Annotated in this window: 4 protein-coding genes; 1 reads left to right on the top strand and 3 read right to left on the bottom strand. The window is 54.8% G+C overall.

Annotated features, from left to right (window positions below; translation table 11 throughout):
- Positions 1-38 precede the first annotated feature (38 nt).
- The 3 genes from N1030_RS15105 to N1030_RS15095 all read right to left on the bottom strand — a co-directional run bounded on the left by N1030_RS15105 (position 39) and on the right by N1030_RS15095 (position 13,654).
- The gene (locus N1030_RS15105; RefSeq protein WP_265826334.1) at positions 39-923 is read right to left on the bottom strand and encodes an NAD(P)-dependent oxidoreductase; all 885 of its coding nucleotides are present in this window, start codon (positions 921-923) and stop codon (positions 39-41) included.
- Positions 924-1,119: 196 nt separating this feature from the next.
- Positions 1,120-2,421 carry a TolC family outer membrane protein gene (locus tag N1030_RS15100; RefSeq protein ID WP_265826332.1) on the bottom strand — a complete coding sequence of 434 codons (1,302 nt, stop codon included), beginning with the start codon at positions 2,419-2,421 and terminating at the stop codon, positions 1,120-1,122.
- 175 nt (positions 2,422-2,596) lie between these two features.
- The gene (locus tag N1030_RS15095; RefSeq protein ID WP_265826331.1) at positions 2,597-13,654 is read right to left on the bottom strand and encodes a cadherin domain-containing protein; all 11,058 of its coding nucleotides are present in this window, start codon (positions 13,652-13,654) and stop codon (positions 2,597-2,599) included.
- Between the two features lie 585 nt (positions 13,655-14,239).
- On the opposite strand from N1030_RS15095, the gene N1030_RS15090 reads away from it, so the two are divergent.
- Entirely contained in the window at positions 14,240-16,648 is a 2,409-nt protein-coding gene (locus N1030_RS15090; protein WP_265826329.1) for a type I secretion system permease/ATPase, read from the top strand.
- Positions 16,649-16,652 lie beyond the last annotated feature (4 nt).

The following is a 16,652-nucleotide window of genomic DNA, read 5'->3' as shown; positions in this document are numbered from 1 at the left end:
CAGGAAAGCGGCCTGTTATCATTCACGCAACCACACCGTTATGAAAGACCGTTAACAGCCAGACAGGCCTTATAGAGACCTTGCGTCCCCAGATTCTCCAGCCCCTGCGCCTGCGCAGCAACATACAACTGGTGCACAAGAGAAAGACCGGGCAGAGCCAGATGCATGGCGCGGGCCTCTTCCAACGCTATGCCCATGTCCTTGATGAAATGCTTGATATAAAAGCCGGGATCATAGTCGCCCTTGGCAATGCGCCGACCAAGGTTATTGATAGACCATGAACTGGCCGCCCCACTGCCGATGATGTCGATAACGGCATCATGGTCCATTCCGGCCCGAGCGGCATAGAGCAGGGATTCCACCACACCAATCATGGTGCCTGCGATGAGGATCTGGTTACACATCTTGGTATGCTGACCAGCCCCGGCTGGCCCCATCAGCTGGATGGTCTTGCCCATGGCGTTAAATAGCGGCAGCACCCGGTCGTACACGGCCTGCTGGCCCCCGACCATAATGGCCAACGCAGCGTTTCTCGCCCCGAGATCCCCGCCGGAAACAGGCGCGTCCAACGCATCCAGCCCATGCGCTTCTGCCTCTTTGGCAATGGCCTGAGCCAAAGCAGGCTTGGATGTCGTCATATCCACCAGCACCGTTCCTTTGCGGGCATTGCTGATAATGCCTGCAGGCCCGAAGTAGACCTCCTCCACATCGTTGGGAAAGCCCACGATGGTAAACACCACGTCACTACCGGCAGCAACCTCGGCAGGAGTTGCGCAAAGCTTGGCTCCGGCCGCCACAAGGTCAGCCGCCTTTTCAGGCGAACGATTGTACACGTTGGCGGCATAGCCGGCCTTGATCAAATGCCCGCACATGGACCTTCCCATGACACCGGTTCCTATCCAGCCCACTGTCTTCAATTCCATGCCTCGCTCCTTTGATTACCGGCGTGCAGGCGGGCACTCCGTGTTTATTCAGGAAAGCTGAAAACTAGCATAAAGGTCTGACCAATTGCAACACGCCCCATACGCTCAGCATCCCTGTTGCCCACTATGCTTCTAAAAAAAGGGGCGCCCGTAAGGACGCCCCTTTGTATCGACTAAAGTGCAGAACAGGCGTGTTCTACATAGCCTTCTGCGCGAATTCAGCCTTATCAATCTCCAGCGCGGGAAGAATGTTGCCGCTCAGGGTAATAAGACGATAGCCGCCGATCACCACATTAAGCTGCGCGGTGATGAGCTGGCCCTGCGTGTTGAACAGTTCGTTTTCGGCATCCAGCACGTCCAGCAGGCTGCGCTGTCCGACAGTGAACTGCTGTGAGTACATGTCACGAGTCTGACGGTTGTACTCAACCGCTTCCTCATACAGCTTCACCTGCTCACGGGCAGCCTCGTACTGGCTCCAGCTTGCAGCCACGCTTTCCATCAGGGATTCACGCATATCACGGAGGCTCAGCTCTGCAGCAAGCTTGCGCGACTTGGCAGCCTGCACACCGGCCACATCGGAACCACCATTGAAGAGGTTCCAGTCCATGGTCACCATGAGCTGTTCCTTCTTGGTGTAGGTCTCAGAAGAATCAGCATTCTGGGTGAAGCCGGAAGAGGCCTTGAGATTGAATTCGGGGTAGTAGTTGGACTCGTTCTGCACAACCACCTGAACGGCCCTGTCCACTTCCGCCATCAGCGCGGACAGCTTGGGGTTATTGTTCAGGGTGTCAGTGGCCGCCTTGTCCACATTCGCCGGAACGGAACCAGGCAGCTCGGCAACTGCAAGCGCTTCGGGCGCCATGCCAGTCATGCGGAAATAGTTGGCCGTAGCGACATTCAGATCGTTTCTGGTAGCGGAAAGCGTAGTCATGGCGCGTGCAAGACGACCGCGGGTCTGGGTCACGTCTGCAAGGCTGCCTCCACCGGCGCGTTCACGTTCTTCCATGGAAGCAAGAATGTCCTGATGCTCGGTCACATTGTCCTGAGCCAAAGCCAGCAGCAACTGCTGACGGTAGACGGAAACATGCGCGATGACAGCATCAAGCCCGAGGGTGTCCGAAACGTCCACAAACTGGCTTTCGGCAGAACGCATGGCGGCCTGCGCGGCATCCACACGACCTTCAGTTCCATGACCATCCCACAGCAACTGGGTAGCCGTAAGGCTTGCATCCATCCGGTCCGTCACATGCGAATCACGCTGTGCCCGGCGGGTGGTAGCATCGCTGTATGCCTCTGCGCCGTATTGAGCGAAAGCATCAAGCTTCGGGAAGTAACCGCCCCGGGCTTGCTTGTAGTCCTCTGCCGCGGCGTCCTTGGTCTTCTCCATTGACTGCAGGTAGGGGTGCTGCTTCAGCGTTGCCAAAACGGTATCGCGAAGTGTTGTTTCCCCGGCCATGGCGGGCATAACCAGCACGCCGAGGCTCAAAAGGATTGCCATACCCGTTGATCGCATAATTTTAAGAATACGCAAACTCACGTTGCCCCCGTTTAATATTATCTTTTTACAATGCGTTTTTCAGTAACCATTCAATACTGCCAGTATCACATTATTACAAGCAAAAAGCACTCCGCCATCGTACATGGCGACAGCGGAGTGCTGTATTCGTTTTGCACTACAAGTCCGTCACAGCCTTTCCGTTCATGATCAGGTCATTCAGGATATCTTCATGACGAATCTCAACACCCACAGCTGCCTCTACCAAAGTGATAGTCTGCGTGGCTTGACCGCCGGTTGTTGCATCGCCTCCTGCAAAGACATTTATCTTCAGGTCGTTGCCGGTATCCTCCACAGCCAGATACTGGTTCAAAGTATCATAGCCATGACCAGTCTCCGTCAACAGGTCATGCAGGTTCAGCGTCTTGCTATCATGCGTTACATTGATACCGCTCAGATCCAGCACATCGTGATCCGTCATACTGAAGTCGTTGACAAGCAGGTTCTGCATCAGCTCGCCGATAGTGAAGATATCCGCCACACCGTCAAGGCCATTGAGTATGCCGTGATCATTGGCGACGACCTCATGATAGGCAACGTTGTGGGCAATGACAGAGTTTGCATCATCGTCCATGCCGATAACGAAGGTATGGGTCGTCTCGGAAGCACCGTCATGCAGAACCACGGAAACGCGGGCCGTGTCATGACCTTCCAGCCCCGGTACATTCGAACGTACCAACTGGTTGTGCTCATCAAGGCTGAAGTACTGGTTGTCGCCTACAGCCGGATCCAGCGTCAGGGTCGGAGTATGCTCGCAGCCCTGAGTAAAGCCGGAGAAGTCGCCCATGACGGTACCGGCAGCAATCTGGGTACCAGTCTCGCCGACCCAGTGCGAACGCATGTAGTCATTGGCCTGTCCGGCCTGTTCGCCAGTGAGGGCGTTATTCCAGATGACTACTTCACCGATAGTGCCATTGAAGAGGGCGTTACCATCGTAAACCAACTCGCCTGCACCGTTATAAGTCATACCATCCACACCGCCAACACTGACGCCATCATGCTTTTCGAGGGAAAACGCATTGCCCAAGTCCGACACAGACTGAACGCCGTTACCCCATCCGGAGAAGGTTTTCAAATCGGCATCATACGATATTACAACCGAGTAGGCCGTATCACTGGCAACCTGCCCCAAGTCGATCACATGCTGGCTCAGCTCACTGGTTCCGAGGGCATTACCGTCCTGATCGAATACAGAGGCATACAACCGACCATTCTGAATAAAGAGATTCATGCCATCTTGGTCAGGATTGTTCTTATGGGAAACACCAGCAGAGTCGCCGCCCTGATCATACAACATCTGTAGGTTGTCGACGCTGTCGCCGGTCTGGAAAACCATGGCAAGACTTCTTGAGCCGACGGACGCTTTCGCGCCAAGAGATGTTCCTTGTCCGCCGTAATTAGTCAGCATCACATCATTGCTACCCTTGAAGTATATCCCACCATGGCCATTCAATACGTCAACGTCAGTCCTAAACTCAGGTCTATTGTCGACGTTCTTGCTATGGAAATTGTCTGCAGAATCGCCACTTCCATGCTCCAGATCGTGCCAGACCTCAACATTGTCCCCATTATTCAATTTAAGACTTTTCTCATTCTGGGCATCAAGATGGACTACCGGGTTACCGGGGATGCTTGAAACGACGGGAGTCGCGCTCACTGACTTCATCGTCAGCTGCAGGCCGATCAGGTTCTCGGCTGCGACGGTGCCATCATTGAACTGGAAGTATTCCACATTAGTGACAACGTCCTCACCATCCATACTACCCTCGCGGGTATCTGTTACGGTATAGGACTGTGTCGCTTCATTCCAGTGAATATGGTAATCACCCCGGTCTCCGGAGAAGACGACCGTATCAAGCGAATCGCCACCATCAATGTGGTCGTTGCCGGCATCGCCATAAATGATGTCATTATCGGCCCCGCCATGAATGGTGTCGTTACCGGCTCCACCATGAATGGTGTCGTCGCCGGCACCGCCGAAGAGTTCGTCAGCACCGCCCACTGCGGCCACCTTCAGGGAAACGTTGTCCACAAGCGCACCATAAGAGTCGCTCGTGTTAGTCCCCTTGAACTGCAGATCGAGCTTTCCGTCCTCGGGCAGCTGACTGGGATCAAGGGCTATCTTGATCGTTCCCGTGTTCAGCCACTCCTGCGGAATGCTGTCAAATTTGGCTACGCGTTCATCACCGAGCCAAACCTCAAGACCGCTGGTATTCTCCGCTACAAGGGCGCCCTTCGCGCGACCGGCATAATCGAAGCTCAACTCCAGAACCACACTCTCTACTCCTTTGAGAGAAGAGAAGTCCACGGCCTGCGAAACAACACTGTTGGCATAGGAGTCCAGCTCCAGCACGCGGTTGTTATGATCGGTCGCAGGCGTACCGCTGTGGGCACCTTGCTGAATTTCGATAAGGCCGGTTGTGGCAGTCCAGGCACCATAGTTCTGGAACGTACCCCAACTAACGTTATTCAAGCCCCCATCGGAACCAGCTCCGCTGTCAGGCTGCTCAAAATCGGCGTTGAGAAGGAGGTTCACACCTGCAAAATCGGGAGTAAAGTCGCCGTATATGAGGTCTGCGCCGTCTCCGCCCTTGATGACGTTCCCGCCACTATCGCCGATAAGAGTGTCATCATGTGCGCTGCCGGTCAGGTTCTCGAAACCGGAGATGCGATCTCCTTCGGCATGACCACCGGATGCGGTTCCCGCACCGAGGTTGACGTTCACGCCAGCATCGGAATCTGCATAGCTCAGGGTATCGATACCGTCGCCGCCGATAAGCTCGTCAGCGCCAGCTCCGCCCTTGATGAGGTCGTCGCCGGAACCGCCGTAAAGCGAGTCGTTGCCAGCTCCGCCGATCAGGGTATCATTCCCAGCTTCGCCCTGAAGCTGATTATCGTTGCCGTCGCCGACAAGAGAGTCGTTGAAATGGCTGCCCTGAACCTTTTCAATGCTGTTCAGGGAGTCATGCACACCATTGCCCTTTTCGGCAAAGCCGTTGGCAAGGTCCACAGTCACGCCATCCGAGGCATAGATATAGGACGCTTCGTCCGTACCTTCGCCGCCGTTAAGCACATTGGCGCCATCATAGCTGTAAAGACGGTCGTTGCCGACACCGCCCTCAAGCAGGTTGTTGCCGGTACCGGAAAGAAGGTCGTCGTTGCCGGAACCACCGCTGAGGGCGTCGTCGCCGTCACCACCCCAGATGATATCTCTACCGGCTCCGCCGTCGATGACGTTACCTTTAGCGTCACCGGCAAGGATGTCGTCATGAGCGCTGCCGGTCAGGTTCTCGAACCCGCGGATGCTATCGCCACCCGGGTGGTTTCCGGAAACGCCTGTCTCCGCAGCGAGGTTGACGGTCACACCCTTGCTATACTCACTAAAATCAAGGGTATCGACGCCGTCGCCGCCGTCAAGATCCAAGCCGTACACTGCGCCGGAGATTTTAACTGTATCGCTACCGGCACCGGCCTCCACATCAAATACCGTGCTGCCGCCAGCACCCTTCAGATCCAGAACGTCATTGCCATCATTTGTCTTGATTACAAACGTATCAGACCAGCCTGCACCGGGGGCGTCGTTAGTCTTCGCATTCACAACGATGTGATCATCATCGTTACCGGTGGTCACGGTACCGCGCTTGGCATCGTTGATCGTCACATGGCTGCCCACGGAACCATCATCGGTAGTGCCAACGCCAAGTCTTACATCTGCGCGCACAAAGTTGTTGATGGTCACGTCAGCATCACCGCGCGATTCTGCCAGCACACTCTTCACACCGTTCCACTCGTCAACCGTAATGGAAGAGGCATTTTCAACAACAACCTCATGCCCATTCACCACTCGCATCTCATTCTGCGCAAACCGTGTTGCGAAGCTATTGGTGTAATCCGGATTTTGTACGTCCTGATGACTGGTCGTAAAGACCACATCGTTCTCGCCCACAACGGCAATGGTCGCCGTGGCAGTATTACTGGATCCGTTATCCGCATCCGTCACTGTCACGTCTATTTCGCGGGTAGTGTTACCAGAGGCAAGATTGGTGGTGTTCTTGTAGCGAATCTGCTGGAGCGCCACCTCATACTGATCAGACAAGGCATTGCCGCTCAGGGTGATGACAGTCCCGCCCTCAGTCAAGCGCCAGGTAATGCCGGAAGGCAGCACGCCTTCAACATCGGAAGACGATGCGCCATCAATATAGAGCATGTCGCCATCAACGGCACCCTTGAGCGTGACTACGGCCTGCTTCATATGGGTGTTGTCCGCATCAGAAATGCGCACGTCACCCACAATGGCCACACCTTCTCCACCGTCCACAAAGGTGTTGGTGAAGCCGAAATCGCCATCGACAGGATTGGTAAGTCTGATTGCAGCGTCGATGTCGTGGTAATCGCGATCGCCGCCGTTCCAGAGGTCTTCAATATTCAACGTAACGGAGCCGTTCGCATTATTCACAATGCGGAAATGGTTCAAACCGTCAGCATTAAGCTGCTGATCGCTGAAGTAGGCAGAGAGAGTAAGCTTGTCGCCGTCTTCGCCGACACACAGCTTCCACGCATTACCCACCTTCTCGAACCTGATCTGGTCGCTTGCGTCTTTGGTTGCCCAAGAGCCGCCGCCATTTGGCAGGATGAAGAAGTGCAAATTCTCACGTGCATCAAAGTTGCCAATCACAGTATTCAGCAGGCTCTCATCCACCGTACCATCGGCGTTACGCGTATGGTCCAGAAGCACTTGCTGGAACACCGGCTCACCTGCTTCGTTGTAGGTGTAGACGCCAAGCACGTTGTTATATCCAGCAGACTGAGACTGATAGACAACCTCAACGGAACCGGTTGAATCAAGGTCCAGAACCGGAATATCGTTTATAGGATTAACAGTTACGTTAACGCTCGCACGATCTACCAGCAGCTTCGTGCCGGTTTTATCCAGAATGTCGAAGCGCAAAACATCGCTGGTATCTTCGCCGCCTGCATGGGCATAGCTAACGCGCCCCTGCGTGAGCTGCTCATACGTGAAGGTTTGGCCGCTCTTAAGCGCCACCCCATTTAACAGCACTTCGCCACCGGCAGGCAGACCATCAAGACGAAGCACATTGCCAATCAGCGACTCACTCGAAACCGAAAGATCGGCTACGGTCAACGTGACGGAATGGCCCTCATCCACGGTAATCATTTCCGGCACGTCGGAGATATTGACTGTCAGCGTCTTGGGCGCAGACTCAAGCTTACCGTCATAGGAAACCACATCCAGATTGATGGCATGACCGGGAGTAGACTCATAATCAATCAGGTTAGAATCAGCCACCCTGATTTCGCCGGTCGCCGTATCTATGGCAAAGCCATCCAGAGTGCTTACCCGTTTGCCATCGTCGATGAACCAGTAGGAAAGCGTGTCGTTTGCATCCACATCCGCCCCAAGCGCAGTGGCCACGAGGGTGCCATTGGCAGCATTCTCAGCCACAGTTCTCTCTGCGGATGAAGAAATGCTGAACAGACGAATGTTATCCAGTGCGATGCCATGGTTATCGTCTCTGACTGACGTTCCGATTTCCCTGAATTCAAGTTTGTCAGCATCACCGGTCGCCACGAGATCAAGTGAAATCTCAGACCAGGATCTCTGATCCCCTTCCAGCGTTGCCACCACATCGCCATTCCATATGACTTCAAGCCTTCCGGAGCTTTCGCCAGCGTTGGCTACGAATGCCTTGTCAAACAGGGAGAACTGCAGCGTGTAGGTTTCGCCGGAATCCAGCCCGTTGATAACTTGCGAAATATGAGCGTTGCCGGGAGAGCCGCCAAGGTCCATATAGTTTTCGCCATGGGTCGTACCTACGCCCATGTGGCTGCCCTTGTGGGGCTCCATCCACGTATTGGCCTCGTTTTGCCAGCCGGGCAGAGACTCGGCCTTCGTCCAATTTGAACTACCGAAATCCACGCCCTCTTCAAAACTGCCGTTAATAATGGAGTTCTTGAACGAAACAATCGGCGCTTCGTTCGCATCCGTAATGTTGACGGTCAACGTCTTGGGGTCGGACTGAAGTCCTTCGATACTGCCCGTACCGTCATAGGAAACTACCTGTAACGCGACGGCGTGCTTGGGGGTAGATTCGTAATTGATCTGGCTCGGGTCAACCAGCGTGATCTCGCCGCTCGCCGTATCAATGGCAAAACCGTTCAGAGAGTCTGTTCTTGCATTATTGCCGTCAAGGAACCAATAGGAAAGCGTTGAGCCTGCATCCACGTCTGAACCCGCTGCAGTGGCCACAAGGTCGCCGACCTCGCTGGATTCAGAAATGGAAACACTGTCAACAAGCGAGAGACTGGGCGCTTCATTCACATCCTTCACGACAAAGGAGAAGTCCTGTGCTGTGGTTTGAGGCGAACCATCCGAACCTATGCCGTGAAGGGTCACGGTCACGTCGCCGAGTTCAAGGGTGTTGAAATAGGCTTGACCATCAGAGGTAAGCTTAATGCTTCCAGCACCTCCGAGGAGGTCCACCTTGAAGTACTTGTTAACGTCCGTCGCATTCAGAGTAATTGTTCCGCCGTCAAAGACAGTGCTCAACGTGGCTCCGGCAAGACTGAAGCTCACAGTGTTATGCGCAGCGGTCACGTCGGCATCTGTCAACGTAAACGAGGCAACCGCTGTTCCGGCTTCCGAGAACTCGGTAATGCCTTGGGCCCCGCTCACGTCCAAGAACACAGGCTTGTTGTCATTGAGGTCCGCGATGTTGACCGTCAAGGTCTTCGTCACGGTTTCAAGACCGTCGGTTACCGCGACCGAAAGATCGACTTTTGAGAGCTTTTCAGCGTCCAGCATGGAGCCATCGGCCACAGTGATTTCGCCGGTAGTTTTGTTGATAGCAAAACCATCAAGCTCCCACACGCGGGAACCATCTTTCATGAACGAATAGGTCAGAGCATCCCCGTCGACATCCTGCCCGAGAGCCATGGTCACGACAGTTCCAGCTGCCGAATTCTCGTCAATGGTTACGGCGCTGTCTACAACAGGCGCAACCTTGAACATGGACACATTATCCAGGAAGGGGCCTACCATACCATCAGGGCTGGTACGGAAAGAGAGCTGGCCGTCTCCTACCGCACCTTCGACCAGAACCGAATAGGTCTGCCAAGATGGAGTTGGAGCAATTTCTGCAACAACCTCATTGTTCCAGAGGACTGTTATGACTCCGCCCTTATTGAAATAGTCCCAGGCATCAAACCGCAGCACATAAGAACCGTTTTCTTCCAAATGTACGCTTTGGATAACATCGTTACCATTGTCCGAATCAATCGAGACAAATGTATTTGTGTCACCCCACACACGCCATAAGTTTGTTACCTTATTACCGTCTGCCCGCTCCCACCCTTGCCCGAAGTCATCGAAACCACCGTTAGCGATCTGAGTCGAGCCCTCGGAAGAACCAAAGTTCAGAGTCGGCGCATCGTTGGTGTTAACCACCGTAAGCTGGAAAGTAGTGGACTCGGAGAGCGCGCCGCTGTCTGTGGCCGTTACCTTCACCGAAATAACGCCTACATCGTCGTTTTCGGGCGTGCCCTTGAACGTACGATTTATCGGATCAAACTCCAGCCAGTCTGGCAGATCAGAGCCGTCTTCCAGTGTGGCCGTGTACTGCAACGTATCGCCGGCATCGACATCCGCAAAGGCATCATCCGGAATAGTGAATGAGAACTCGCTGTCCTCATTCACACTCTGTACGTCGATTCCCTTATCAACAGTCGGTCTCTCGTTCACGTCTTCCACGACAAAGGAGAAGTCCTGTGCTGTGGTTTGAGGCGAACCATCCGAACCTATGCCGCGAAGGGTCACGGTCACGTCGCCGAGTTCAAGGGCGTCGAAATAGGCTTGACCATCAGAGGTAAGCTTAATGCTTCCAGCACCTCCGAGGAGGTCCACCTTGAAGTACTTGTTAACGTCCGTCGCATTCAGAGTAATTGTTCCGCCGTCAAAGGCAGTGTTCAACGTGGCTCCGGCAAGACTGAAGCTCACTGTGTTATGCGCAGCGGTCACGTCGGCATCTGTCAACGTAAACGAGGCAACCTCTGTTCCTGCTTCCGAGAACTCGGTAATACCGCTGGCCACGTCCACGCCCGAGAACACAGGCTTGTTGTCATTGAGGTCCGCGATGTTGACCGTCAAGGTCTTCGTCACGGTTTCAAGACCGTCGGTTACCGCGACCGAAAGATCGACTTTTGAGAGCTTTTCAGCGTCCAGCATGGAGCCATCGGCCACAGTGATTTCGCCGGTAGTTTTGTTGATAGCAAAACCATCAAGCTCCCACACGCGGGAACCATCTTTCATGAACGAATAGGTCAGAGCATCCCCGTCGACATCCTGCCCGAGAGCCATGGTCACGACAGTTCCAGTTGCCGAATTCTCGTCAATGGTTACGGCGTTGCCTTCAACAGGCGCAACCTTGAACATGGACACGTTATCCAGCAAGGGGCCCAGGGAATCGTTTCCGGTTGCGAGCTCCCGGAAGGAAAGTTCGCCCTCCCCTGCGCCTTCGACCACAACCGAATAGGTCTGCCAACCATTGGTTGCGTAGATGACAGCCTTTACCTCTCCATTCCAGAGAACTTCAATGGCTTCCGTGGCCTTTTCAACCCCCTCGGACGTAAAGGAGCGGCTACGGGCATCAAACTGAAGTACATAAGAGCCGCCATCCAACCCAGCAATTTTCTGGGAAATATCATCAATCAAACCAGCGTAATCAAGCTCGGCGTGATGGTCGCCATCGGATGAGTCGACGCCCAAGAAACCGGAATTCCAAATTTCTATCTTATTGCCTACATTCGAATACCAACCGTCCACCTTGTTTTCAGAAACAGGGGACCAGTTACCAACCTGAACTCCACCAAGGTTCTCGAAGCTTCCATTAACGACCAGATTCAACCCCTCGGAAGAACCAAAGCTCAGAGTCGGCGCCTCATTCACGTTATCCACGGCAAAGGTGAAGTCCTGTTTCGTGTCATGCAGGCCATCCGAACCCAAGCCGTGAAGGGTCACGGTCACATCGCCGAGCTCGAGGGTGTCGAAATACTCTTGTCCCGAGGCGGTAAGAGTAATTTCATATTTTCCCCCATCCTTAGGCTCGGAGACATTGAAGTACAGCTCTACCTCATTAGCGCTCAGAGGAATGTCCGCATTGCCATACTCAGTCTTCAACGTGGCTCCGGTAAGACTGAAGTGCGCATCATTGTGCGCAGCGGTCACGTCGGCATCTGTCAACGTAAACGAGGCAACCTCTGTTCCGGCTTCCGAGAACTCGTTAATGCCGCTGGTGTTCACTTTCGAGAACTCAGGCGCATTGTCGTTGAGATCCGCGATGTTGACCGTCAAGGTCCGCGTCACGGTTTCATGACCGTCGGTTACCGCGACTGTGAGCTCGACTGTAGTGAGCTTTTCAGCATCTATCTCGGCACCCTGGGCTACTGTAATCTCGCCGGTAGTAGGGTTGATCGTAAACCAATTATTCTCATCGCCATCCACGATTGAATAGGTCAGGGCATCTCCGTCCACATCCTGTCCGAGAGCTGTGACCACAGGGATATCTTTTGAATTTTCATCGATGGTTACGGCCTTGAACATAACCACGTTATCCAGCAGAGGCGCATAGTTACCATATTCGCCTACCGGGCTGAAGGAGAGGTCGAATATGCCATTGCCATCGCCATCCCACTGCCCATCCACCTCAACCGAATAAGTCTGCCAATCTTCGGTCGGAGTAATGGTCGCCACAACATTTCCTTTCCAAAGGACGTTAATGGCACCTCCTTCTTCGCCGCTGCGAGCATCAAACTGCAGCATATAGGAACCCTTGTCCGACAAAGTAACCTGCTGAGAGATATCGGATTCATAAAGCTCGGCGTGGAGATCCCCATTCGTTGACGGGACACCCTGAACCCCACTTTGCCATATCCAGATTCCGTCGCTCGAATGCGAATCCCAACCCGCTACGCTATCCTCTGGAACCTCCGTCCACGTTCCTGCATCTAGAGTGGAGCTAACGACTTCAAAGCTGCCGTTAGTGATCAGATAAGAACCTCCGGAAGGACCAAAGCTCAGAGTCGGCGCATCGTTGGTGCCGGTAACAGTAATGGTCAGCGTTTCGGTGGCCGTGCCTCCATTGCCGTCGGACACCTGATACTGCACGACAACATCGTGCTTCTCGCCCTCGGCAAGGCCGTTGTACGTGAGGTGTTTTGGATCAAAGGAATAGCTGCCGTCTGCGTTCAGGCTGAAGCCATCAGGAGACTCACCGACAACACTGTAAGTCAGCTCGTCCCCGGTATCGACATCCGTGGCATGCAACTGGCCGGTGATGACGGCACCGTCTTCAGTGGCCGAGTCCGTAGCGGCCTGAGCCACAGGAGCATCGTTCACCGGAGCCACAACCACCGTCGCACCGGAAGGCGTAGTCAGGTCGCCGTCGCTCACGTCGAAGGTCAGGTTCAACGTGCCGTTGAAATCCTTATCCGGCGTGAAGGTCCACGCCCCCGCACCGTTGGGGGTCAATGTTCCATTATCGGCAGAGAGGTTCACCACACTCAGCACGTCACCATCAATGTCGGAGGCGTTGGCCAGCAACTGGGCGGCCGTAATGGTGATAGTCCCGTCCTCGTCCATGTTGAACGAGAGCGTCCCGGCAACCTCGGGGGCGTGATTCACCAGAACAGGGGCACCGTCTGCACCGCCTGCACCGTCTGCACCGCCTGCTCCTCCCTCCACTGCAGAGCCGGATGCGCTGGCGCCAGCACCGCTCTGCATTCTCAGAGGATCAAAGCCGTCATACAATGAGCCCGGATCATATACATAAGTAGAACCGCCACCGCCCACAGCGGCAGCACCGGCAGCCGTCTCTATGGGAATATCCCCCAGAGAGGCGATAAGCACGTCACCTGCCACAACGGCACCGTCGCTGAAGGCAAACTCCGGCGCCTGACCATTGGCGATGAGGTCGATGAAATCTATTAACGTGAGTTTGGAACCGTTCTCGAACGAGAACACCAGATCGTTGTCAACGCGGGTAACCTGCGTTGCGTTGATATCGAACTCTACCTGCAACAATGCAGTAGGTTCAACGCGCAGCGCAACATGTTCGCCAGCGTTCGGTGCAGTCAAAACGACAGTACGAGTTAAATCCGCCATGGCCCCCCCTTTATTCCTGGGCATGTAGATTAAGAAACGACATGCTGCCTACGGTTCCCGATTCCGTTTGCGTCATTCGTTAAAAGTGGTTTTCAGATAATTCTTTACGCCCATAACAGAAGGCAGAGACAAGCACAATATATACTGAATGCCACATTGGTCAGACCTTTCAGACCGCCCCTCCGCCATGGATGTAAACAGCAGAATCATATCAACTGATTATGCAATAATGCAGTATTTGCAAAAATGCGTTATATTTTTATAAAAAAAGAAAATCTATTCTAGCAACGCATCGCCAGGTTACAGTCTGCGTCCAAATACGCCAGCCAGGTCCTTCCAGCCCACTGCATATAGGTTGCAATATTCACATAAAACCGTGATAGTTGCTCCAAAACAAAGCATCGCCTACCGGCTTTTGCTTGTACGATACAAACAAAGACCAAAAACACCGAAGCGACACGACAAGGGCCTTGTTTCCTCACCGGAGCACTGCGCCCTGAATGCAAACGGATGCAACAGACGCCACATCTACTGCACTGTCGTATGACCGCACTGTTGTGACCGGTCTTCAGGGGGGATTTTTCCATGCCAGAACCGAGTTCGAAACCGGAGAGTTCAGCCGCAGGCGGGCAGACCGCCGCAAACGGCAAAACTCCGGTCAAACCCATTCAACAATCCGGCCAACCCATATCCGGCTCCAGACCGCAAACAGATAAAGGAACCCCAACATCCTCCCAGCCGGACTACAGTGCCGGCAGTGATGAATCCATACCCTCGCCAAAGTCTGCAGAAGAACCAACTGACGGCCTGCAGGCCGGCGCCAATGTTCCCTGGCGCACCATTGCGCCTGCGCCTGCAGACGTTGACTATGACTCTCCGCTGCTTCGTTGCCTCGTAGTTCTGTTCTCACTGAACGGAAGAACCATATCCATCGAAAAACTCAAGGCAGGGCTGCCGGAACACGGAGGCCCCTCGCACACCTCGGCCTGTCTTCGGGCCGCCATGCAAGCCGGCATGAATGTAAGGGCCGTCCACCGGCAGACGCTGGACAGCATTTCAACCCTCACCTTGCCGTGCATTTTGCTGCTCAAGACTAAAGGGGCCTGCGTCCTCACCTCGCTGGACGACAAGACCGCGGAAATAGTCTTCCCCGAAACCGGCAACGCGCCCATTGAAATACTCCGCTACAAGCTTGAGGAAGAATATGCAGGCTATGCCATTTTCGGACAGATTGAAGGCAGACTGGACAAACGTGCCAGCGAGATAAAACTGCTCAAGGCCAAACGCTGGTTCTGGGGAACCATCTGGCACTACCTGCCCATATACAAGCACGTGGGCATGGCCAGCCTTGTCATCAACCTGCTAGCCATTGTTTCGCCGCTCTTCTTCATGAACGTCTATGACCGCGTGGTGCCCAACAACGCTCTGGACACTCTGTGGGTGCTGGCCATCGGCATCGGCATCGCCTACATGTTCGACTTCGTCCTGCGCAACCTGCGCAGCTATTTCTGCGATGTGGCAGGCAAGAATGCCGACATCATTCTTGCCTCGCGGCTCATGCAGCACCTCATGAGCATCAGGATGGACTACAAACCCGATTCCACGGGCACCCTCGCCAACAACCTGCGCGAATTCGAGTCGTTGCGCGAGTTTTTCAGCTCCACCACCCTGCTCGCCATCATCGACCTGCCCTTCCTTTTCGTATTCATCGCGCTGGTGGGCTTCATCGGCGGCCCCATGCTCTTCGTACCCGCCTTGGCCGTGCCGCTGGTAATCATCATCGGCTGGCTGCTGCAGTTCCCCCTGCAACGGGCCATTGAATCCGGTTACAAGGAAGGTGCGCAGAAAAACGCCCTGCTCATCGAAATTCTCAACGGCATAGAAACCGTCAAGACAAGTCAGGCGGAAGGCCGGATGCAGCGGACGTGGGAACGCGTGGTGGGCATGAGCGCCCGCTCGAACAGCCACACGAAAAGCCTTGCCAACTTCTCCATCACCATGTCCATGCTGGCCACCCAGCTGGTGAGCATGATCATCATCGTCTGGGGCGTGCACCTCATAGGGGCCGGAGAACTGACCATGGGCGGCCTCATCGCCTGCAACATCCTTGCGGGACGCGCCATGGCCCCCCTCAGTCAGGTGGCGGCCATGCTGTCGCGCCTGCAGCAGTCCCGCATGGCTCTCAAGTCACTTGATATGCTCATGACCCTGCCCACAGAGCGGGCCGAAGACAGTGCCGCCCTCTGCTATGTGGGGCTTACCCCCTCGCTGGCCGCAGAAGAACTGAGCTTCCGCTACCCCGGAAACGAACGTCTTGCGCTGGAAGGCATCAACTTCCTGTTCCGGCCCGGTGAAAAGATCGGCATCATCGGCAAGATGGGCTCCGGCAAAAGCACGCTGGGCAAACTTGCCGTGGGCCTCTACCAACCCACCGAAGGAGCCGTAAAACTCGGCGGAGTCGACATCCGGCAGATGGACGTGGCCGAACTGCGCAGCCGCGCTGGTTATGTTTCGCAGGACAACTACCTGTTCTACGGCAACGTGCGGGAAAACATCGCCATCAGCAATCCTAATGCGGACGACAATGCCATCCTGCGCGCAGCATCCATTGCCGGGGTCACAGACTTCGTGCAGGCGCATCCTGCCGGATTCGGCATGCCCGTGGGTGAAAGAGGCATGTCACTCTCAGGCGGGCAGCGGCAATCCGTGGCCTTGGCCCGCGCCCTGCTGAGTGATCCGGAAATCCTCATTCTCGACGAACCCAGCTCCAACATGGACAACAGCGCGGAAATGCTCTTCAAGCAGCGGCTGGCCACAATCATCAAAGACAAGACCCTGCTGCTCATCACCCACCGCATGAGCATGATCGATCTGGTTGACCGGCTTGTGGTCATGGACAACGGCCGCATCATTGCAGACGGCCCCAAGGCGGCGGTGCTGAACGCGCTGAAGAACGAACAGCTGCGTTCGGCGGCAAAGCCTCGCACGATGTAATGAG

The organism is Desulfovibrio mangrovi (assembly GCF_026230175.1).
Lineage (GTDB): Bacteria > Desulfobacterota > Desulfovibrionia > Desulfovibrionales > Desulfovibrionaceae > Halodesulfovibrio > Halodesulfovibrio mangrovi.
Note: the sequence above shows the minus strand (reverse complement) of the source record. Positions and strands in the feature narration are given on the sequence as shown.